Origin of the sequence: Paenibacillus sp. 2KB_22, from assembly GCF_052115745.1 — a bacterium.
Classification (GTDB): domain Bacteria; phylum Bacillota; class Bacilli; order Paenibacillales; family Paenibacillaceae; genus Paenibacillus.
Window position 1 is genome coordinate 163493 of sequence record NZ_JBFRHG010000003.1, and the last position, 21928, is coordinate 185420.

Annotated in this window: 20 protein-coding genes; 11 read left to right on the forward strand and 9 right to left on the reverse strand. The window is 45.5% G+C overall.

Annotated elements, in window-relative coordinates:
- Positions 1-22 precede the first annotated feature (22 nt).
- Positions 23-379, reverse strand: a complete 357-nt coding sequence (locus AB4111_RS19700; RefSeq protein WP_442032887.1) for a hypothetical protein — start codon at positions 377-379, stop codon at positions 23-25.
- 426 nt (positions 380-805) lie between these two features.
- Between AB4111_RS19700 and AB4111_RS19705 the strand changes: the two genes are divergently transcribed.
- Positions 806-1744: a macrolide 2'-phosphotransferase gene (locus tag AB4111_RS19705; RefSeq protein WP_442032888.1), complete on the forward strand. Its 939-nt coding sequence runs from the start codon at positions 806-808 to the stop codon at positions 1742-1744.
- Positions 1745-1861: 117 nt separating this feature from the next.
- Here the strand turns inward: AB4111_RS19705 and AB4111_RS19710 are convergent, their stop codons facing one another.
- A complete protein-coding gene (locus AB4111_RS19710) occupies positions 1862-3994 on the reverse strand; it encodes a 5'-nucleotidase C-terminal domain-containing protein (RefSeq protein ID WP_442033282.1) in 2133 nt (710 codons plus the stop codon).
- Positions 3995-4411: 417 nt separating this feature from the next.
- Between AB4111_RS19710 and AB4111_RS19715 the strand changes: the two genes are divergently transcribed.
- Entirely contained in the window at positions 4412-5374 is a 963-nt protein-coding gene (locus AB4111_RS19715) for an endo-1,4-beta-xylanase (protein ID WP_442032889.1), read from the forward strand.
- Positions 5375-5480: 106 nt separating this feature from the next.
- On the opposite strand, the gene AB4111_RS19720 is transcribed toward AB4111_RS19715, so the two are convergent.
- From AB4111_RS19720 to AB4111_RS19730, 3 genes are all read right to left on the reverse strand, one after another.
- Positions 5481-6650, reverse strand: a complete 1170-nt coding sequence (locus AB4111_RS19720; protein ID WP_442032890.1) for an MFS transporter — start codon at positions 6648-6650, stop codon at positions 5481-5483.
- Positions 6651-6959: 309 nt separating this feature from the next.
- Positions 6960-8300 carry a glycoside hydrolase family 30 protein gene (locus AB4111_RS19725; RefSeq protein ID WP_442032891.1) on the reverse strand — a complete coding sequence of 447 codons (1341 nt, stop codon included), beginning with the start codon at positions 8298-8300 and terminating at the stop codon, positions 6960-6962.
- Between the two features lie 303 nt (positions 8301-8603).
- Positions 8604-10121: a leucine-rich repeat domain-containing protein gene (locus AB4111_RS19730; RefSeq protein ID WP_442032892.1), complete on the reverse strand. Its 1518-nt coding sequence runs from the start codon at positions 10119-10121 to the stop codon at positions 8604-8606.
- A 372-nt stretch (positions 10122-10493) separates the two neighbouring features.
- Between AB4111_RS19730 and AB4111_RS19735 the strand changes: the two genes are divergently transcribed.
- The 7 genes from AB4111_RS19735 to AB4111_RS19765 all read left to right on the forward strand — a co-directional run bounded on the left by AB4111_RS19735 (position 10494) and on the right by AB4111_RS19765 (position 16571).
- Positions 10494-11384, forward strand: coding sequence for a diacylglycerol/lipid kinase family protein (locus AB4111_RS19735; protein WP_442033283.1), 891 nt, complete (start codon positions 10494-10496; stop codon positions 11382-11384).
- 147 nt (positions 11385-11531) lie between these two features.
- Positions 11532-12449 carry an aldo/keto reductase gene (locus tag AB4111_RS19740; RefSeq protein WP_442032893.1) on the forward strand — a complete coding sequence of 306 codons (918 nt, stop codon included), beginning with the start codon at positions 11532-11534 and terminating at the stop codon, positions 12447-12449.
- Positions 12450-12722: 273 nt separating this feature from the next.
- Complete coding sequence (locus tag AB4111_RS19745) at positions 12723-14105, forward strand: transcriptional regulator (protein WP_442032894.1); 1383 nt, start codon at positions 12723-12725, stop codon at positions 14103-14105.
- 247 nt (positions 14106-14352) lie between these two features.
- Positions 14353-14523 (forward strand): aspartyl-phosphate phosphatase Spo0E family protein, encoded by a 171-nt coding sequence (locus AB4111_RS19750; RefSeq protein ID WP_253442047.1) that lies wholly within the window; start codon positions 14353-14355, stop codon positions 14521-14523.
- A gap of 100 nt (positions 14524-14623) precedes the next feature.
- Positions 14624-15004 carry a GntR family transcriptional regulator gene (locus tag AB4111_RS19755; protein ID WP_253442045.1) on the forward strand — a complete coding sequence of 127 codons (381 nt, stop codon included), beginning with the start codon at positions 14624-14626 and terminating at the stop codon, positions 15002-15004.
- A complete protein-coding gene (locus AB4111_RS19760; RefSeq protein ID WP_442032895.1) occupies positions 15001-15876 on the forward strand; it encodes an ATP-binding cassette domain-containing protein in 876 nt (291 codons plus the stop codon). Before AB4111_RS19755 ends, AB4111_RS19760 begins: the two co-directional genes overlap by 4 nt.
- Positions 15873-16571, forward strand: coding sequence for a hypothetical protein (locus AB4111_RS19765; protein ID WP_442032896.1), 699 nt, complete (start codon positions 15873-15875; stop codon positions 16569-16571). The genes AB4111_RS19760 and AB4111_RS19765 overlap by 4 nt, the downstream gene beginning before the upstream one ends.
- A 163-nt stretch (positions 16572-16734) precedes the next feature.
- Here the strand turns inward: AB4111_RS19765 and AB4111_RS19770 are convergent, their stop codons facing one another.
- The 3 genes from AB4111_RS19770 to AB4111_RS19780 form a co-directional block, all read right to left on the reverse strand.
- Entirely contained in the window at positions 16735-17250 is a 516-nt protein-coding gene (locus AB4111_RS19770; protein ID WP_442032897.1) for a hypothetical protein, read from the reverse strand.
- Between the two features lie 214 nt (positions 17251-17464).
- Positions 17465-18250, reverse strand: a complete 786-nt coding sequence (locus AB4111_RS19775) for an isocitrate lyase/PEP mutase family protein (RefSeq protein WP_442032898.1) — start codon at positions 18248-18250, stop codon at positions 17465-17467.
- Positions 18251-18338: 88 nt separating this feature from the next.
- The gene (locus tag AB4111_RS19780) at positions 18339-19385 is read right to left on the reverse strand and encodes a bifunctional transcriptional activator/DNA repair enzyme AdaA (RefSeq protein WP_442032899.1); all 1047 of its coding nucleotides are present in this window, start codon (positions 19383-19385) and stop codon (positions 18339-18341) included.
- A 306-nt stretch (positions 19386-19691) separates the two neighbouring features.
- Between AB4111_RS19780 and AB4111_RS19785 the strand changes: the two genes are divergently transcribed.
- Positions 19692-20069: a LysM peptidoglycan-binding domain-containing protein gene (locus tag AB4111_RS19785; protein WP_442032900.1), complete on the forward strand. Its 378-nt coding sequence runs from the start codon at positions 19692-19694 to the stop codon at positions 20067-20069.
- Between the two features lie 189 nt (positions 20070-20258).
- Complete coding sequence (locus tag AB4111_RS19790; RefSeq protein ID WP_442032901.1) at positions 20259-20828, forward strand: hypothetical protein; 570 nt, start codon at positions 20259-20261, stop codon at positions 20826-20828.
- Between the two features lie 107 nt (positions 20829-20935).
- On the opposite strand, the gene AB4111_RS19795 is transcribed toward AB4111_RS19790, so the two are convergent.
- Complete coding sequence (locus tag AB4111_RS19795) at positions 20936-21853, reverse strand: phosphatidate cytidylyltransferase (RefSeq protein WP_442032902.1); 918 nt, start codon at positions 21851-21853, stop codon at positions 20936-20938.
- Positions 21854-21928 lie beyond the last annotated feature (75 nt).

The following is a 21928-nucleotide window of genomic DNA, read 5'->3' on the forward strand; positions in this document are numbered from 1 at the left end:
TATCGGTGAATATTGCTTTGTGTTAATGGATGACCATTTTCACAGCCTTGGTTTGGGGAGGGTAAGATTGAGCAATAATTCCATTGATCCATACTTCTGCACCTCGACCAACGAGTGTCTCATCCAAAGAGACGGTGACAGTTTCTCCTTCAATGATGAGTTCGGCATCCGTGTTGAGCGAAATCCAAATCGGTCCTGATTCAACACCTCCATCTTCTTTGTTCTCGATGAGTACCTGACCTTTTTCTTCTTCAAAATCCGTAATCATTCCTCGCACATGTGGCTTCTCTTCCCCCTGTTCCTCGGATTTCTCTGTGCATCCGAGCGTTAGCAGAAGTAAGATAAACGGGAATAAGGATAACCTTCGTAAAATGGACATCGAGTTACTCACCTCCTTTTTAATACATCTATAAACTATGGACGTTACCTGAGACGCCCAAGTTCCTGTATATCAATAAAAAGAACCAAAAATATTCCATTCAGTCTGGAATTGGGATTTGGAGTATGTTAGCATATGGGTAACTTATTGAACGGAGGGATACGTGTGCAAAATTTTTCCCGATTGAGATAGTTTGGCGAAACGTTTGTTTACGCTTGCTGTTTTCTGCCTGTGTGCAGCTCATCGGGATTGGTTTGCCAATTTACACGTATGCCGCTAGTCGTGAAAGAATCACTCTGTGAAGTGGTTCTTTGATGTACTACTATTTTTTTTGTGAGCATTCAGGTATACCAATATCCAAAATGAACTGCACAGGCGAACATGTCTGTGTTTTTTAGTTTATCCAGGAAAAGGGGAGTACCCGATATGACAAAATCAAACTCGAATGAACATTTGGCAATTCAAAAGGAACTATTATCTTTAGCAAATCAGAACGGACTAATAATGGATAAGGAGTTCTTGGAGATTAACGAGTCGGGTATGGACTTTCGTGTAGCATTCGCCACCGATGAAGAAGGTCACAGGTGGGTTCTGCGCCAGCCGCGACGTGAAGACGTATGGGTACGAGCCGAGAATGAGCGCAAAGTGTTGGATGTGGTTCGAGACAGTATACCCGCACAAGTACCCGATTGGCGGGTCTGTACGCCGGAGTTAGTCGCATATCCTTTACTTGATGGTGATCCGATTGCAGTTGTCGATCCTGCAGGGGGAGGGTATGTATGGCGATTCCCTCAGGAAAACTTATCTGATACGTTTCTCGATTCACTGGCTGTGAATCTCGTCGCGCTGCATAACATTGATCCACACGAGGCGAAGAAAGGTGGAGTACGGATCAAAACACCTATGGAAGCACGCAAAGAATTTGCAGCCAATATAGAAGAGGTTAAGCAGAATTTTACGGTGCCAACCGAACTGGTTGAACGCTGGACGATATGGCTGTCTGTAAGTAGCTATTGGCCGCAGCACTCGGCGTTCATCCATGGTGATCTGCATCCGCCGCATATTATTGTCGATGATGCCCAGCGAGTAACTGGACTTATTGATTGGACGGAAGCGGAGATTGCAGATCCGGGTAAGGACTTTGTCATCTACTATGCACTCTTTCAGGAGGATGGGCTGCGTGAGCTTTTGAGTCGTTATGAGAAGGCAGGGGGAAGAACATGGCCCCAGATGCTGGAGCATATTCGGGAGCAGTGGGCAGCCTATCCTGCAATTGTTGCCAAGTTTGCACTGATTACGGGCAAGGAGTCGGACATGGAGATGGCGAGAGGCATGCTCGCAAACTGGGATGTAAAGAGAGGTTGAGCATTAGTGGAACGGCAATACGCATAACCTTTCCTTAACATAGCAAAGGGCGATCCCGACCATGAGTTCCATGGGAGAATCGCCCTTTTTTTCGTTAAACGTGGTGCGTAACGATTGCTATTTAAAAATGCTCACATATTTCCCGTATACAAATGCTACACGTCCATCAAGCTTCACTTTTACCCAGCCATACTTGTCTGTGCTAATCACCTCAAGCAGGGTGCCTTTCGGTACGGCAGCAATGACCTTGGCTTTGGATGAAGCACCAGCACGTACGTTCAGGTAAGCCGCTGTAACCTTGGCTTGTTTACCTTTGGTGACGGTACCCGCTTTACCAGTGTTTGGTGTTGAGGGTTTGCCAGGTTTCGACGTGCCTGGAGTCGGTGTTGGTTTAGGTACGGTTGGTGTTGTCGGTTTCTCAGGTTTAGGTGTTGTCGTACCACCATCACCACCTGTTGCCGTTTTGCGAGCCTTGTTCAGCTGTTGATAGAATGCTCCCTTGGTTTTCACACCTGCGAATTTTGATGTATTCACGCCTGCTTTGGCAGAAAGTGCATCAATCTCTTCTTGCGTCACCGCATCCAAAATGTTAATGGAGGCAATGTTGGTGTACTTGCCATCTTCTGTCGTCGGCACAGACATGATGCCATCGTTAATTAACTCCACTACATCTGCGCGTTCTGGTGCAGTCAGGTCTACGCCGGTGATTTTCCAGTTGTGCTGAATCTTCGGTTCGTAGACACCTTTCATAACATCTTTCAGATAGGCGATGGACAGGTTGCGAATTGTACCTTGGATCTCACCAAATGCCGAGGCATCCTTGGAGGACCAGAGCTGCTTGAACTTACGTCCTTCCATGGCGCCGCCTTTGGCAATCAGGGCTTCCATTCGGTAGGCATTCATGCCCAGCTTCAACGTATCGTCTTCTTTGACTACTGACCCATTGCTGTACTTGAGATTCGTAATCCGACTGCCGTATGGCTTGGTCAGGTCAATCTCATACGTCACGCCGCCGAAGAAATCATCGGTGCTGTATTTGGAAGCACGCCGTTTCGGATCGAAACTAATGGTCACATCACCCGGGCGTGTAGAGTTGAAGTACCCCGCAGACCACTCCATATAATCCATCAGATCGCGTCCGGTTACTTCATACACGGTTACTTCACCAAAGGTATATTGGTAGTTGAACGCAATATCCTTTTTCTTGATCGGGCCTACATCCAGCTTGGCTTTGTCGTTATCAATCTGGTGCGCGACCACATCGGCATCACTGTAATGCAACATCACTTCGGTGAAAAAGTCAGACAAAGGTGTTTCCTGGATCTGCACAGCAGGGATACCCTTAATCTCATCGGCAGGGACCAGGTTCGTGCCTTTCAGTTCAGCCACTTCAATGTTGGCATCGGCACGAGCGAACTCGTGGAATGGATGCAATGTCTCTTCCAGCGCAGGATCGGAGACTTCGTACGTTCCGTCGGCTGTTTTTACAGCGAGTGCTTGAGCTTCCTTGCTTTTCAGCACAACTTTGTCGCCGTCTTTGGCAAATGTCAGATCGATTCGCGAAATATGTGAGCCATATTTATTCGGTTCGGAGATCAATACACCGTTAACCGTTTGGGATTCAATCAAGGTATGCATGTGTCCGGCAAAAATGGCAGCCAGCTCCGGGTTGGCGTTGGCGATATCTGTGACTCCGGTCCCCGGATTTCCGTTCTCGTTATCCAATCCCATATGCATGAGTCCAACCATAACATCCACTTTGCCTTTCAACTCAGCAATGGCCTTCTTGGTCTCTTCCACAGGATCTTTGACGATGATGCCGTCCAGGTGATCCGTACCTTTCTCAAATTCGGTAATCATCGGTGTGTTCATTCCAATGACACCTACTTTGATTCCGTCTTTCTCAATAATCGTATAGACAGGCATGTAGCGGTCGCCGTTTTCTTTGAAAATGTTACCCACGAGAGGCTGTCCATTGAATTGGGAAGAGATCTTCTCCAGTACGTCCAGTCCAAAGTTAAACTCGTGGTTACCCATAACCCATGCGTCATATTTCATTTCATTCATCGCAACCATCATGGGAGATTGAGGTTGATCATTGAATAACTCAGCGGAGTTATCCTGAATCATGTCCCCTGCATCCAGCAGAATCGTATTGGGATTCTCGGCACGCACTTTTTTCACAATGGTATAGAGCTGCGTCATGCTGCCGGTTGGGTTTGGACCGTCCAGAGCATAGTCCCACGGCATAAATCGGCCATGAATATCCGATGTACCCAGCAATGTGATCTTGGTTTCCTTGTCTGCCTCAGCAGCCTGAGCTGGAGTAGAAGCGAAAGGGGTGAACAAAATGGAGGCACATAAGAGGAACGATAAGGGCCATCCGGCGAAGCGTTTTGTTGAAATTTTGCGCATGTTGTAATCTCCCTTGTTATCTAGTGTATGTAAAGATATGTATCATTTTATACTAGATAAACATGTGGTAAATGTAAACTCCAATGTAAGAGTCATGTATGATTTAGAGTGGGGTTATAGATAGCATCAAAACACTAAGTTCTATTTTTTGCAATAAAGTACTATAATTTGACAGGTTTTTAAAACCAAAATTATCCAGTAAAATGGTTTTTGTAAGCGCTTAACAAAATAAATTCTAAGGAGGAAAATCATTTGATTAAGTCCAAGTGGTTTAAGACAATCGGCTCACTGGCATTGGTAGGGGTTCTCGCGGCTTCAGTTGCGGTGGGCAGTGTGAGTGCTGGTTTGGCGAAAGGTAGCAAATTTTTGGGCAATATTATAGCTAGCCAGGTTCCTTCTAATTTTAGTCCTTACTGGAACCAAGTAACTCCAGAGAACTCTACCAAGTGGGATGCTGTGGAAGGTACACGTAATGTAATGAACTGGGGTCAGGCAGATATGGCATACAATTATGCTAACAACAATGGATTCCCGTTCAAGTTCCATACGCTCGTATGGGGAAATCAGCAGCCAAATTGGATTAACAGTCTCTCTGCCGCAGATCAGAAGGCTGAAGTGACGCAATGGATTCAGGCCGCAGGCCAGCGTTATTCCAAGGCAGCATATGTGGATGTCGTTAATGAGCCGCTTCATGCCAAGCCTTCTTATCGCAACGCGATCGGTGGAGATGGAGCCACTGGCTGGGATTGGGTCATTTGGTCATTCCAGCAGGCGAGACAAGCTTTTCCGAACGCGAAATTGCTGATCAATGAATACGGAATTATCGGTGATCCGGCTAAAGCGGACCAATATATCCAGATTATTAACCTTTTGAAAAACAGAGGTCTAGTGGATGGTATTGGTATCCAAGCACATTACTTTAATATGGACAACGTCTCTGTGAGCACAATGAACACAGTACTGAATAAGCTGGCTGCGACAGGTCTGCCGGTCTATGTATCCGAACTGGATATGACGGGCGACGATAATACACAGTTGCAGCGCTATCAGCAGAAATTCCCTGTACTGTGGAAACATGCTGCTGTTAAAGGTGTAACACTGTGGGGCTACAACCAGAACCAAACATGGGTGAACGGTTCGCATCTGGTTAATAGCAACGGTACAGAACGTCCAGCGCTGCAATGGTTGAGAAATTATCTGGCGAACAACCCTTAAGCGTGCATTTTGACGAGTCTGAGTTTCCCTTGTGAAATTCGTTATTATATAACACCAAATAGCGCCTATTCCACATGTTAAGCATGGGAATATGGCGCTATTGGTGTTAAGCAACCGAGCGAGAGGAGAAGCATTTGATTTTAATCCCTATCAATACAAAAGCGATCAGTGCAAATATCATCCCACTCCAGATCAATTGATGTATTCCGAAGTTCGCAATGAACCATCCGCCGATGGCAGTACCTAGTGTAATGCCAAGGTTAGAAAAGGATACATACAAGCTGTTGCCGAATTCAGGCGCATCCTGCGCTTCAGCGGTTAACCAGGTTTGGCTTACAATTAATCCTCCTGAATGTACAGATGCCCAGATAATGACTACCATCATCATCCACATGAAGTGGGGACCGGCCCAATAGACGAGTGCGTAAGCTGCTACATACAGCAGGGGGAACATGAGGACAGTATGGATCACGCTCTTCCGCAGAAACTGTCCAAACCCCAAATTTCCAATGATCATGACAACACCGAAGACGGTAAGCATGACACTAATCCATGATCCGCTCATTCGGGTGACTTGCCCAAGATACTCGGCGAAATAGCTGTATACAGAGAACATGGCGGCGAATATAAAAATGACTGCGGCAACATTCAGCCATAATTCAGGTTTGCGCAGAATACCGAGCTGCTTGCCATAGGACATCTTTTCCTTCACGGGCATCGAGGGTAGCCAGATCCATATGCCGATCAAAGCGACTAGACTGACCATCGCGCCAAACAGAAAGGCGATTTCGAGGGATAGGCGTTCAGCAAGATACGATGTCAGCGGCACACCAAAGGCAAAGCCCGCGGTAACTCCGGTAAATACTTTGGCAACCGCCTGGCTGCTCTTCTCTGCGGGAACAAGTTGGGCACTTGTGACCAGAGCTACGGAAAAGAAGACGGGATGAAATAACGCGGGTATGATACGGAAGATCAGCATGGTATCAAATGTTGTGGCGTAGGCATATACGACGTTCGAAATGGCAAACATCAGCACAGCAGCTACAAGGATAATTTTGCGATTAATCCCGGACGCCAGCAAGGTGAGAAAGGGACCCGCAATAGCTACGACCAGCGCAAATATACTGACCAGCCAACCTGCCTGTGCAGCCGTGATGTTAAATTTGTGCGCAACCTGAGGCAACACCCCCACAATCCCCATTTCTGTTGTGATGATTCCGAATACACCCAGTGCCAGAATCAGGATAAGGAGCGGGTTGACCTGTTGTGATTTCATGTAAAGCGAACCTCCAATAAATTTAAATATACAGAAAAATAGATATATTGCTCTAAAATGATCCTGCCTTGCCTCCTATCATGTAATGGACAGGGAAGTAAGTTCTCTGGATTACATTATATCTAGATTTATAGATTTGTAAATATAAAAGATAAAACGAGTAACCGCAAGGTCTTCCATAACTTGTATTCTACCAAACCAATAATAGTGACAATACACATAGTCTTGCGCATGAAAAATAGCGCCAGCTCAAGGGATTCTCGAGTCTGACGCTATGGATGTCTGCACTTTAACGATGTGTTGAGTTTGTTACTTCGGTTGAATTACCATGCTGTTGAATGAATCGCCCTCTAGCTCCATGTAGAGGGTCTGCCCTTCTTCAAGGGTTAGATAGAGGTCGCGACGGTCCCGGAATGGATTATTGATCACAATGACGAGACTGTTATCCGGGTTGCGGAAAGCCACAGATTTACCGCTCCAGGCCCCAGACAGGCCGACTCTTCGAGCACCAGGGACCACATGATGTGCGAAGTGTTTCATCACATAATACTCGGGGTTCCGAGTAACCTCCTTATTATCCGGATCTACGGTGATCATGGAGTTCTGCTCCCAGCCCCATGTGCTGCGACCTTTGGGTTCCAGAACCATGTTCCAGTAGATGTACGCGTTCACGCCGTTGCTGAAGTAATGCTGGTAGAGGTTATATACATATTTGGCGTAATTCCATGAGTTGTTGCCATCACCGCATTCGTTCTCGGTTTGCATATAACGTAGCTCCGGATAACTTGCCGCGGTACGTTGAATGGCATGTTTGCCTGCCCATTGATACCCAACACCCTTGATATAGGAATAGGCCTTCGGATCACTCAGGACAAGTCCGGCGTACTCATCGAAGTCATTTGTCTTTTTCTTGATCAATTCCTCCCATGGATCAGGAGCGTTGATCGTCCCCAGCCAGATTTCTGTATCCAGACCGTGTTTGTCAAAAGCCGGGCCCAGATAATCGGCGATAAACTCACGAAGCTGCTCGCCTGTCCACATGCAAGAAGGGAATTTCTGATCTGCAATGACTTCGTTCTGCACATGCACCTGATGGATGGTAATACCGGCGTCACGGTAAGCCTGTACGAATTTTACGAAATACAGGGCGTAGGCTTCCAGAATATCTTTTTCCCAACGAAGTGTGCCGTAGTTATAGGCTTTTGGCGACTTCATCCATGTTGGCGGGCTCCAAGGGGAGGCGAAGAATTGCAGGTTCGGGTTATAACTCAGAGCTTCCTTGATGTAGGGAATCAGATATTTGAAATCACGTTCGATCGAAAAATGTTCCATGGCCACGTCGCCGTCCACCTCGTTGTGGCTGTACCACTGCTCTGCATAATCACTTGCGCCTATGGGCAGGCGGCAGATGTTAAACTTGTGCTCACCCTCCGGATGGAAGAGGGAATGAAATACCTCATGGCGCTGCTCCTCGCCCAAGTGCGATAGAGCGATATAACCAAGCTCGTTGAAACAGCCGCCAAACCCTTCCACAAGTTGGTGCTGTTCACCCGTCAGTTTTAAGTTAGCGCTTTCATTAGTAGGCACAAAAGATAGCTCTCTCCACGAGCTGTCTTGGGTTGTGGAATAACCAGTGAACGTGAATGTCATATGAATTTCCTCCTCGATTGAACCTCAGTTGTCATATATATTACGTTCAGTATAACAACCCCCGCGGCAAAAGAAGATATGCTAAACCGTGTAAAATTTGCCCTAATCCGAGATAGAGCGTTACAAGATTATGCCCGTACAAACAGATGGTATGCTGTATTTGCTTGTGATTGATGCTATCCATATACCACTATCCAAGGTCCGTAGCACAATTGTCATAACATAACCAAAATCCCCGCTGATTGTTCAGACGGGGACTTCGCTGTGTTTCTCTTATGGCTGCGATTGATCGTAAGACACTACTTAAGGCTGTACACTCTCACCAAGCTCTTTATTTTCAAAAATCAGAATCGTTTTGCTGCTTCCGATGTAACCAACAGAGGTATTGAATTGCTCCGAAATAAAGCGAACCGGAACAAATGTTTTGCCATTTTTCATCAATAGAGGAGCATCATTGATTGCAAGCGCGTCGTTCACGACAACTTGTTTGTTGCCTACAGTCCAGCGAATCGTCTTGTCATTCTGTGTGATCACCGCTTCGCGCGTACCGCTGTTCCAGTTCACACTGGCGTTTAACTGCTCCGAGACAAAACGCAGAGGCACATAGGTCCGTCCTTCATCAATAAAGGGCGCAGCATCCAATGCATAAGCGCGATCTCCTACATAGGCAGTGGTAGACCCTTCCATCAGACGCTGGAAGCTGCCCTGCGGCGTCCGTTTCTGCTCCCGTACATTCATACGGTTCAGAAGCTGCATCGTCTGACTGCCACTTGTGACATCCAGATAGTTATTCTGCACGGTAAGTCCCGCAGGTTCAACCTCGGAGACAGATGTCTGAATACCCGAGGATAACGAAGTGGACGCTGAGATATCCTGTGCGGTGTTTGTCAACGTGTGATCACGGGTAAACGTAAAACCTGCAATCGGTGTCAGGTCCCACACCCGGTTGTTGGATAATTTTAATACGTCCAAACTTGAGAGTTGCCGAAGCGGTTCCAGATTATAGATCTGATTGGATTCTGCATTCAGCTCCTTCAGCCCAGTCAGTCCCTCAAGCCCCTTGAGGTGTTGTATCTGGTTACCAGAGATATCAAGTGTCCGAAGCCGTGTCATGTGCTCTAGTGGTGTCAGGTCGGTGATGTGATTGCCTGCTACATTCAGATTCCGCAGCGTATTTGGCAGTTCAGCCAGTGCTTCCAGCGTCTGAATCTGGTTGTTTGCTACATTGAGTTGTTGGAGCCGGGTCTTACCCATGAGCGGTGTCAGATCACTAATGGTATTGTTTGAAATTTCAAGCCACTTCAGTGCATCCGCATCCGAGAGGGCTGCAAGACTGGCAATCTGGTTACCGCTGGCGTGGAACGTATGTAATCGGTTGAACCCACGTACAACCTCTATGGATGAAATGGAATTGTTGCTGATATACAGCCGTCCCAAGTCTTTCAATTCAGCAAGTGCTTGTATGGATGTAATGTAATTGTTGCGAACATCGATCTCGCGAAGCTGGGTTAGGTGCTTCAGCGGTGTCAGATCCTCAATCTCATTCCCATATAATCGGAGGTGAGTCAGGTTGGTCGCATATTCCAGACCGGACAGGCTTTGAATACCTGCATTGCTCAGGTCCACCACCTCAAGCTGCTCCAGATCCGATGAAGTCAGTGGAACATCCAGAGGTTTGTTCAGAATTAGCTTCAGTCCGTCTTCAAGTAAGGGATCTTCAATGATTCCCTCGCCCGAGTCTGTAGTCGTGTAAGCCATAGCTTGCCCCGATGTCGCGAGACTCAGGATGAATACTAGAAATAGTAGAGTCATTCTTCTCATTGCATGTATTTCCTCCGATTTTTAGAATTTATAAAATAATCGAACAGCTTGAGTTAGATAAGTATAGTATTTACACGATAACGGAAGGTTGTTCTGCCCACGGAGTATTCCGTGCAAATTGAACACTGTACATATGAAGAATCGGCTAAAAGCACATCTATAGTTATTAACCCGACAACAGGAAAAAGGAACAATAAATTTCGTAAGGGGTATTCCTATACTTCTATTCTATATGAAACAAACCCTGCTCTGCACTCTTCAGAGACATGTTTATCAAAAAAAATAGAACATCTCCCGCAGAGCCTATTCAATCTACCCTTGAAACGGGTATAGATGAAGTAAAGATGCCAATTTGGAGGGGAAGATGTGAGTATGCGCCAAGCCATGATCATTAGTAATCCGTCGTCAGGTAAGGAAGAGGCCGAACAGTATGTGTCCCAAGTCAGAGAAATTTTGGAGTCACAGCAGTACGAGGTGGCGGTTAACGAGACGGCCGGGGAAGGTGATGCGACGGACTATTGCCTGAACGCCTGCAAGGACGGCTGTGATCTGGTCATTTCCATCGGAGGCGATGGCACACTTCATGAGACGATCAATGGCATGATGGATCAGAATCATCGTCCCCGATTGGGCATCGTACCGCTAGGTACGGTGAATGATTTTGCGCGTGCGCTGAATATCTCGCTCGACCCGGAGGAGGCCATTCGGCAGTTACGTTCGGATCAGACCCATATCGTGGATATCGGGAAAATCAATGATCGCCTGTTTGCCAACGTTGTGGCTGCGGGTTCTTTGGCAGAAGCTCTATTCTCTGTATCCTCGGAAGAGAAGTCGAAGCTAGGTTCATTCGCGTACCTGAAGGAAGGCTTGAAAGACCTGGTGAATACACCAGCCAATCAACTGACCATTGAATATGACGGCCAGATCTGGGAGGGAGAATCTCCTCTTTTTCTGGCGGCGCTGACCAATTCGGTTGGGGGATTCGAGAAGTTGTCACCGGATGCTGAGGTGGACGATGGTCTGATCCATTGTTTTGTTGTTCGCAACATCAGTGTGTTCAACAGCCTGACACTAGGTACTTCCCTGTTTTTTGGTAATCTGAAGGAGCATAAGGATGTGGACTATTTTACAGCCAAAGAAGTTCATGTTCGCTCAGACGAAGCCATTCGCACGAATGTAGATGGTGAGGAAGGTCCTGCTCTGCCTATTCATATCACTGTCCTACCAAGGCATATTGAGGTTATCGTACCGGAAGAAGTATAACTTCTTCTTTTATAATTATAGGCTGGAATCAAGAACCTATCATTTCTCCATATGAATGTAGGATAAATCTATTGAAACCGATTGCAGATGTGTGTCACAATCAAAAGTAAGATACACGATAATATTCGAATATGGAGGGATAACATCTTGAGAACCATTAAATTGGGCAGCAGCACACTTGAAGTACCTGTAGTCGCTGTGGGTTGCATGCGGATTAATTCACTAGACGGTAAGGAAGCTGAACATTTTGTTCGTTCTGCAATGGAGGCTGGTGCGAATTTCTTTGACCATGCCGACATATATGGTACAGGAACATGTGAGGAGATCTTCGCTGAAGCGGTACAGATGAATCCCCAAGTTCGTGAAAATATGATTCTTCAATCCAAATGCGGTATTCGCAAAGGCATGTTTGATTTCTCCAAAGAGCATATCCTGAATTCGGTGGATGGTATTCTGCAGCGTCTGAAAACGGAATACCTTGACGTTCTGTTGCTGCACCGTCCGGATGCATTGGTTGAGCCGGAAGAAGTGGCTGAAGCCTTTGATCAACTGGAGCGCGAAGGTAAAGTGCGTCACTTCGGGGTATCCAACCAGAATCCGAACCAGATCGAATTGTTGAAAAAATACGTGAAACAGCCACTGGTTGCCAACCAGTTGCAGTTGAGTATTACCAACACAACGATGATCGACAGCGGAATCAACGTGAACATGGAGAACGATGCTGCGGTTAACCGTGATGGCAGCATTCTTGATTATTGTCGTCTGCATGATATCACCATTCAGCCGTGGTCCCCGTTCCAGTACGGATTCTTCGAAGGCGTATTCCTGGGCAGCGACAAGTTCCCGGAATTGAATGCTAAGATCGACGAGATTGCTGCGAAGTATGACGTGAGCAATACAACGATTGCAATCGCTTGGTTGCTTCGTCACCCTGCGCATATGCAGCCTGTGACAGGCACGATGAATATTGAACGTCTGCAAGACTGTGTAAAAGCAGGAGATGTTCATCTCACTCGTCCAGAGTGGTATGAGATTTATCGTGCGGCAGGTAATATACTGCCTTAAATCCAAGTTATAGTGAGCATACTGACTAATGAGTCAGTTGAGAGCACGAGCCGGTAGATGGCTCGTGTTTTTTGTCTATTTTCAGGTTTGATGCCGAGCGCGTTTCCGATATAAAATAAGGATAGGGACCTGTATTTTAATTAAAGGATTAAAATGTAATTAATACAAATTAGTTGAAATTATTATATTGACCGATACTTTTTAATTACATATAATTACTTTTGCATACCGATAATCCTGTATATGTTTTTTATTTTGGAGGGTGGTGTTCGTTTGGAGCCGACAACCACGATACGCGATCATTTAGAAAGTTATTTGAAGCGTGAACAGATGTCCATTAGTCATTTTTCGGAAACGTCAGGGATTAATTCGGGTACGCTGAGCAATATTTTGAATAAAAATCGGCCTATTGCTATGCAGCAGTTGGATCGTATTACTTCCGCCATGAGACTGGAAGAAGGTTACTTCTATGAGTTATACATAGATGAGTGTTTTGTACATGCAACCCCGGACTGGCGAAGATTGGGACCTTTCCTTCATCGCTGTGCCGAGTTGGACAAGCTGGACTGTATTGAAGAGGTTATTCGTCTGATGATGGATAATCTATCCTATATTCCTTTGTTATTTGATGTGGCTGAAGAATTCTACCAAGCGGGTAAATTCAAACCGGCCATCCTTCTATATGAGAACATCGCTGAAAGCGAGAAAATGCAGCATTCCGAGCGGCTTGCACTCTGTCAGTATCGACTGTTCAGGTTGGGGCTTACCAATGATCAGCAGCGGAATCTGATTATTGCAGCTCGGTTTGAATACTATGTGGATCGGTTGGATGAACGTTATCAGTTGGATGCGCTTAACGAACTGATTAATGCGTTTGGAGCATTGCATAGATGGAACAAGGTTCAGGAGTTATCTGAAAAATTGAAAGTAAAAGCGTCCATCCATTATGAGATGAATGGCCGACGGAAACAAGAAGAGACGAAAAGACCCATTGTCTTCTATATTCTTTACTCTTATCTAGCTGCAGGAAGTGCCTGTTATCATTTGAAGGACTACACTGGGGCACTTAACTATGTTTCTTTATATTCAGATAATCGCTGGGTGAGGAACCCGGATAAAGATGAAATCGTTGTTATGAATCAGTTTCAGGAATGGGCTGAAGCTAATCGTTATATATATCATTTAATGGGTGGTCAGTTTGAGGTATTACCTGATTATCTGGCGTATATTTCTACAAAAGAAAATGAGATATTCCCAGCGCTTTGTGATATTGTAACCGCAGCTAATCGCTATGATAAGGATATTGATCATGTACTCAAACAGTATGAATCCTACTTCACTTATCAGGAACAGAGTAACCGAATTGGCAAAGTGAGCAGACAGGTTACGGATGATCGATATTTACGACTTTTAGCAGATTTGGGCGCATACTATTTAAAGAAGGACGAGTTTCATTTAGGGATAGAATTTGTGCTGGATAGTTTAAGATTTTCTATTGAAATTAGCAGTGGACGAGGTATTCTTAGAGGTGTCGGACTGTTTGAGCAATACCGGGAATTTGCATCTGAGACGGCGAAACAGCAATACAAAATGATAATTAGTGAGGTGCAGAAACTCAATGAAGAGAAAGTTGGCTTTGCTGATAGCTACCTGTAGTATCGTTGTATTCATCGTAGCCCCTGCTACGGAACCTGTCCCAGACAAGACAATCCCGAACCCCGAAATTATGAGACCTTCTGATCATGGATTTGGAACTTAATAAAATGTTAAAAGAAACGCTTCTGATTTATTTCAGAAGCGTTCTTTTTTTGTGTGTATCCAAGTGGAAGAATAAGTATGTCTTATCTCACATGCGCTTTTGATTGGCATAATACACTAAAATATGACAAAAAGGAGGGGTATTATGGATCGCCTGGATTTGATGTTACGGATCGAAGATGCCAGACAGTTGTTATATCGCATGCATATGGAATACGACAGTCTGCTTCATCCTGAAGTGATCCAGCAATCCGTAGTCCTAGACGGTCTTATTAATCAATACAACAGAGCAAAGGTAGAAAAGACAATGAATTAAAGTTCGCCTATTTACATTTGCGTTTTTGTATACTATAGTTAGTTACATGAGTAACTAACCGACTAACTCGCTAATGAATACGTATGAAAGTTGGAGGCACATGAAATCGACTTTGGATGAATCTCAGCCTATTTTTCATCAGATTGCCACGATGATAATGGACGATATTGTGGAAGGCAGATTGAAGGTGGAAGAACAGGTTCCATCAACTAATGAACTGTCACGCTTCTATAATATCAATCCGGCTACAGCCCGCAAAGGACTGCAGGAACTCGTGGACAAGGGGATTATATACAAACAGCGAGGTGTTGGAATGTTTGTTGCGAAGGGAGCAAGAGAAGCCTTGCTCATTGAACGGAAGCAGGATTTTTATGAAGAATACATCAAGCCTTTACTTGAAGAAGCCAGACGGATTCACATGAATGAAGACATGATTATTGATTTGATTCGTGGCAAGAAGGATAAGGAGAGTGAGTTATGATTCATATGGAGCAGGTCAACTACAGTTATCAAAAGACACCCGTTCTGAACCAGGTTACGTTACATGAGAATGAGCCGATCATTAGTGCAATCTGGGGAAGAAATGGAGCGGGCAAAACAACACTGATGAGTATACTCGCAGGGCATAACCGCCCGGACAGTGGAACCGTTCAGATCATGGGTCAAGATCCCTATAATAATCTGGCTGCTCAAGAGCATCTATGTTACATCCAGGAGAATCATCCCCTGGGGAAAAACTGGACGGTTACTGATATGGTTCAAATGGGGCCATATTTTCATCCGCAGTGGAATCAGGATTTGGCGGAGCGTTTAATTGATATGTTCGAACTACCGGCGAAGAAGAAGATCATTAAATTTTCGAAAGGCATGAAGACGGCTACCCAGATTATATTAGGTCTTGCCAGTAATGCAAAGGTAACCATTCTGGATGAACCCACCAATGGGCTCGATGCGGAGAAGCGTAAATTCTTCTACAATGCGCTACTAGAAAGTTACGAAGATAACCCGCGTCTGATCCTGATATCCAGCCATCATATTGAGGAGATTCAGCCTTTATGTGAGTCCCTTATCGTTTTGCAAGCTGGAGAAGTGTTATTGAATCAATCTATGGAAGATATGCGCGAAAAAGGAGTTCTTCTAACAGGGAGAATTGAAGATGTTAGTCGGGTGACAGCAGATGTTAAAGTTATCGAGTCTTCCCAAATGGGATCGACTGTGAAAGTGATGATTGATGAGCCCTACTCGAAAATGTGGAAGGATATCGCTCATGCACAGGGGCTTTCCATTGAGAAAGCGACATTACAGGATTATTTGGTTAACAGGACCCGTAAACAAGAGGGGGTTAAACCATGAATGCAGTAAAAGGCACCAATCGTTTAATTCAGGATGATATGCGTTTGTATTTGATCATATTTACATCCATCGCTCTAATGCTTACCGTTGTATATCTGGCCATTGGTATCGTATTTGATGTCTCGTATACCACGCAACTGTTTGGCCCCATGTACGGAGGGATATGCACGTTTGCGATCGGGGGGATTATTACACTGTTCCCGGTTGCGATCGGTATGGGTAGTACACGAATCCAATTCATGAAATCCTTCTATATGAACTCGGTATGGATGGTTGCAGGTACCATGGCCATTCTACATGTGGTGTATTTCCTCGTACACCTGCTTCAGGAAAAAGGAATTGTTGACGTTACCCTCTATCAACCAGGCATGTTGTATTCAAACGAATATCATTTCCTATCCTACCTGTGGATCGATCTGATGTGTGGCTTTCTCGTATTGGGAGTCTCTGTCTTCCCAACGGTATGTTGGATGCGATTAGGGTTGCGTAACTTCTTCATTATGTTCTTTGGGGTTATTTTGATCATTACGCTGATCATTACATTGGGGGATCTTGGTGAATTTATGTTGTGGATTGCTGGGATCAATCGCATGACACTGTTTACCGTTCTGGGATGCATAGGTGGTGTGCTACTTCTGTCTACGTACCCGATGATGAAGAATGCGCCGCTTACCATGAAATCCAAAAGAGACTGACAGCATATTGTTATATAAAGCAACCGGGGCTACTGAAAGTATGCGAAAATTCCTCGAATACCAAAGACACGAGTGCGAATACGCCTCGTGTTTTTGGTATCATCTTAGATTACTGAAAATACCTATTCAACAATCGTTGTTCAATTCAAGGAATGTGTATACGTTAAGCCTGAGCTTGTGGTTTGAATCCTTCGTCTTGGAGATACTCGCCAGCTTCGCTACGCGTTTCAAAGGCCATATCCAGATTAACACCGGAATACACGTACCACATGTCATCTTCATATTTCAAAGTCAGCGTATGTCCATCTTCATCGATCCATGTTCCACCACCGGTAGAGGTAGTAGTCAATGCAGGAGCAGCTTTTTCTTGTTCTGGCTCTTTGAATTCAACTGCATTGGGATTGTGAGACATCGCTTGGATCGTTTCATCTAACAAGGTGCGCAGATCTGCTTCGGAGTAATCACGAATATTGACGAATCCTTTAGCATCGGTCTCAACGTTAGGCAGTAGACCTGCATAGATATAACCGTTACCGTTAGGGTGAATATGGAGAGCAACAATTTTTTTATCATACGCGCTTCCCTCGTAGTGGAAATTAACACGACCGAGAGATACATCTTTGCGTTGCAGTTGGGGATACGATTGTAGCACTTCAAGCTTTTGTTCCACGTTAAGCATAATTGCCTCCTAGTTAGGTCGTGTCTGAAAACTCGCTGAAGTGCATCTTTTACCGCCTTTTCGCCCCCTGCTGCGTCACTTTCCCTTGACGTGCCCCGGCACGCCTGCGGAAAATTTCCTTGCTTGGAACGAAAATTCGGCAAAATCTGCTACCTTCGGAGTTTCCAGACACGCCCTAGTGTTCAATAGGGGTGATTATACCATAGGTGTTCGTTTATGACGATTCGGAACTACTCAGCAAAATACTTCGCCCCAGTTCTTTCAGGTGTTCCATAGCTTGCAGGTAAGGATAAGGCCCATAGCTTACGCGTGCTACACCCAATGCGGCAAGTTGTTCTGGTGAAGGCTCAGGAGACGTAACCATGATGTTAATTGGTAGCGGTGAACGCTCACACAATTCTTGAATCAGTTGGTGATCCTGTAAGCCTGGTACGAACAGACCGCTGGCTCCTGCATCTGCATAGTGGTTTGAGCGCATGAGTGTTTCCTCTAGAAGGGAGTGGTTATGTTGATCAGCTGCATGTTGCAGAAAAATATCTGTGCGGGCGTTAATGAACAAAGGTATACCTGCCTGCTCCGCAGCTTCCCGGGCGGCGGACAGTCTCGGGCATTGCTCCTCCACAGTGTACAATCCCAAGCCGGTGGGAAGTTGATCTTCAATGTTGATTCCTACAGCACCATGATCGATGACTTGCAGGACATTTTGCTTCACTTCTGACACCAACCTCCCATACCCTCCCTCTATATCCATCGTTACAGGCAGATCCACGCTCGCTGTAATCCGTGCGAGATTGGCAAGTACCAGATTGAATGGCATGGCTTCGCCATCGTGCTCACCATGGGCTGCAGCAACGGACCAGCTTCCGGTAGCAATGGCCTTTGCTCCGGCGGATTGAATGGCTTGTGCACTCCCGGCATCCCACACATTGACCAGAACAAGTGGATTTCCTTTCACATGGTATTGTTGGAACAACACTGCTTTCTCTTCTAAGATACTCATATTACGTTGACTCTCCTTTGTTATATCATGTATTCCTTTGGATATTTGATGCGTACTTTATGACTTCATTAAGTTATTCGCAGCTACCCTATTCCTGTTGTTTCTCATGCGTCAAAAGCCAGTTCTTGCGAGTTAACCCCCCGCCGTATCCGCCTAGTTCACCACTGGCATTGATTACACGGTGACATGGGATTACAATCGCAAGCTGATTAGCCCCATTCGCCTGTGCCACGGCTCGGCAAGCAGTCGGTTTACCGAGTGCATTGGCAATCTCCTGATATGACCTCGTTTCACCTGCCGGAATGGCCATTAGCTGTTCCCACACCTGTTTTTGAAATAGTGTTCCTAAACAGAACAACGGTGTGTCGAATGCTGTCCTTTTTCCTTGAAAGTACTCGTTTAGTTCACGCTCAATGGACTGTATGGGAGCCGTAGTACCAGGTACGATAGCTGATTTGGTTCGTTTGCGCAGGCGCTCAACTTCGCGTTCCAGACCTCTACGATCCACAAATTCCAGTAAATATAGGGCCTCGTCATCTGCAATAGCCATCATCGGACCAAGGCGGGTGTCAATCCAGGACGCTTTTAGAACTTGCCCTTCATGCACTTGGGTAGGAGCAGCACCCATGATCCGTGAAAAGGCATCGCGGAAGCCGCTGCTTGACTCATATCCAGTAGATAATTGACTATCAATCACGGTGCGTCCAGAACGAATATTCTTCAGTGCAAGTCCCATGCGACGGGCACGGGCATATTCGACAAAAGTCATGCCGAACCGCTTCTTAAACTGGCGGCGCGCCGTGGATTCATCGATGGAGAGTGCCTTGAAATCCTGTCCTTTCCAGCGTTTCTCCGGATTTTTCTCCACAGCTTCCACTAATATGCGAACCACATCGGAGACTTGATTGGGGTGAGAGAGCGGGCGACAGCGCTGGCAAGGGCGATAAGAGGCCAGAAGTGCCTGCTGAGCCGTCTCATAGAATTCGCAGTTTTCGAATTTTGGTTTTCGCGCAGGGCATGTGGGACGACAGAACACACCTGTGGTTCGGACCCCAACATAGAATAAACCCTCGTATTCCGAATCCTTGGCCACAAGCGCCTCGTAATATTGTTCCTTCAGATCAGCAGAAATCATGGGGGCACGTCCTTACCTCATTAGAATCTTTTTCTATAACCTATTATAGAAAAACGTTGCAGCATGCATCGCCGAAAATCAGGCATGAATATTGGAAAGATTGCATTGGATATACCAATGAAATTCGGTTGTTCAGAATTTGTTTAGAGTGGACTGGTAGTATAGACCTATCAGGGTGGATCGACTTAGGCAAAGATACCTAGATGGCTAAAAAGGGAATTATTGATTATTCATTGTTATAGGAAAAATACATAGGTAAACATGAAATTAAAGATTAGCGGAATGAAAGTCTGGAGGTCGACTAGAATGAAATATTCTACGTACAAAAGCATATATGAATCCGTTTATACCAAAACATCCGAGTCTCGCACCATCTATGTTAAAGAGCAGTTCTTGCAGCGTCTGAAGACGCCAACCTGGCTATTGAAGATCGTCACCATAACTCTAATTATAATCATAGGGTGCAGTGCTGTATTCACCGTGTTTGCCGGAGACGAGCAATTGTTATCAGGGGACCAGATCGTTGTATCTCAGGGAGATACGCTGTGGGGCATTTCTTTGGCACATAAACCTCAGCAGATGGACACTCGGGTGTATGTAGAAGCCATTAAGAAAGTGAACAAACTTGAGAATAACGCCATCCAGATTGGAGAAGTGTTAGTTTTGCCAGGGTTTGATCGATAGAATAATCGGTGTATGACATCATGAACAGAGCTCTTTTTTTATTCATTGAAATGCAGTCACATACTGAATTTATGAATCATTTACATATAATGGAGCTTCATGAGGGACGATATGGTGTAGTGATTAATAAGTGGTGTAATCGATATGTGTGCTGTAGATGATGAATGAAGGGAGAATGAGATGATGATCATGAATATAAAGAAATCTGCACTTTGTATGTCTGTGCTCTGTATTTCGCTATTGGTTAGTGCCTGTGGTGCCAAAAATAATAACGAATCCGTTCAGGAGCACGCCTATCCACAATCGAAGCAACCCGTAGAGGAAGCAGGAGAAAGCTCTGTTCCGAATGCGGATGCGAAGAATAACAGTGATCAAGGAAGTACGAGTGGTAATGAGGGCAAGCCTACGGCTCAATCGGAATCCACTGAACCGTCCGAGCAGATTGATATCGTCATTGACCAGTCGGAGAAACCGACCGAGGGCAACAGCTTTGATTTTGGCATTAAACAAGTTCCGAAGGGGTATACACTAACGGAGATGCGGTGGACATCTAATACGGTAACCATTGTGAATTCGCTACAGGAAGCCATCGAACATGGTGGAAATGGCGAAGAGGGGTTTTACTTTAGCGGCAATGGACAATTCTCCGGATTTATCTATTCGGATGAGATGAAGGGTGAGCGCGGCAAAGCCACGTTTGTCTTCACAAATGATGAGGGGAACGAAATCATGGCCGAGAAAGAAATTACATTGAAATAGCACATACATCATGAAGGCTCAGTCTGGAGCCTGTTGAACAGGAAAAGCAGCCCATTCGGCTGCTTTTTTTGACATGTATGATTTCAAGATCGTCAATCTTTCTGTTGCTACATAAAGTCAAAGAAATAACGGACCACGTGGAACATAACCGGAGAGGTATAGGTCAGGCTGTCGACCCGGCTCAGGTAGCTTTTTTTGAGCGAATCAAACTTGTTGTCATCCCCGATTAACAGATCGCGCTTCAGTACAGATACGGTCAGACTGCCGAAGAATCCGGCCAAACTGATCAGCACCCCGATGAACAGCGAGAATTTCCAATCAAATGGTGTCAGGTAGGGATGGATGAAATAAGAGGTAGCTGTTGTTACAATGAACGCACACTCGAACCCTTCCCAGGTGACAAACGGATTGGCGGTAGGTACCACTTTTCGTTTGCCCAGATAGAGAGAGACCAGATAATGCACCACATCGTTAAGCTGCGTTAACACGACCAGGAACAGTACCAGCTTGGACCCATACTCCGGTGTGGCGAACGGGAAATAGGCCAGGTGGCTTAGCCCAAAGACCATCAGCATCAGTCCCCATTGCGTGGAGCTGACACTGCGCAGGAACCCGACTGTACCTTTATTAATCAGGCGTGGCAATGGAAGCACCAGGAACACATATAGTGGAATAAACACGATAAACATGCCATACCATCCAATGTAGATCCAATAAAACTGAACCGGAATTGCCAGATACGCCCATAGGAACAGCCTGCGGTCGGCTTTGCGTGTACTGCGAATCATGGAGAAGTATTCTTTGAGTGAGAAGAATGCAAGCACCATGAGGGAGATCAAGGACACGATGGGGTTGAAGAGGGTAGCGAGGCAGAAGATCACGAACATGCCCCACCAAGTTTTGATTTTTTGGCCGATGCCTGAATAGTCTTTGCTTGGTTGAAGCTTCGCAATAACTTTGTAGACGATATGTATCACAAGTAAAGCTGTGAAGATTAACGTTAGTGTAAAGAGTGAACTGCTCACGTACCGATCACCTGCTTATTCAAAGTAAGATTCCATTATAGGGCACCTATGTTATTATGAAGGAATAGTGCCAAC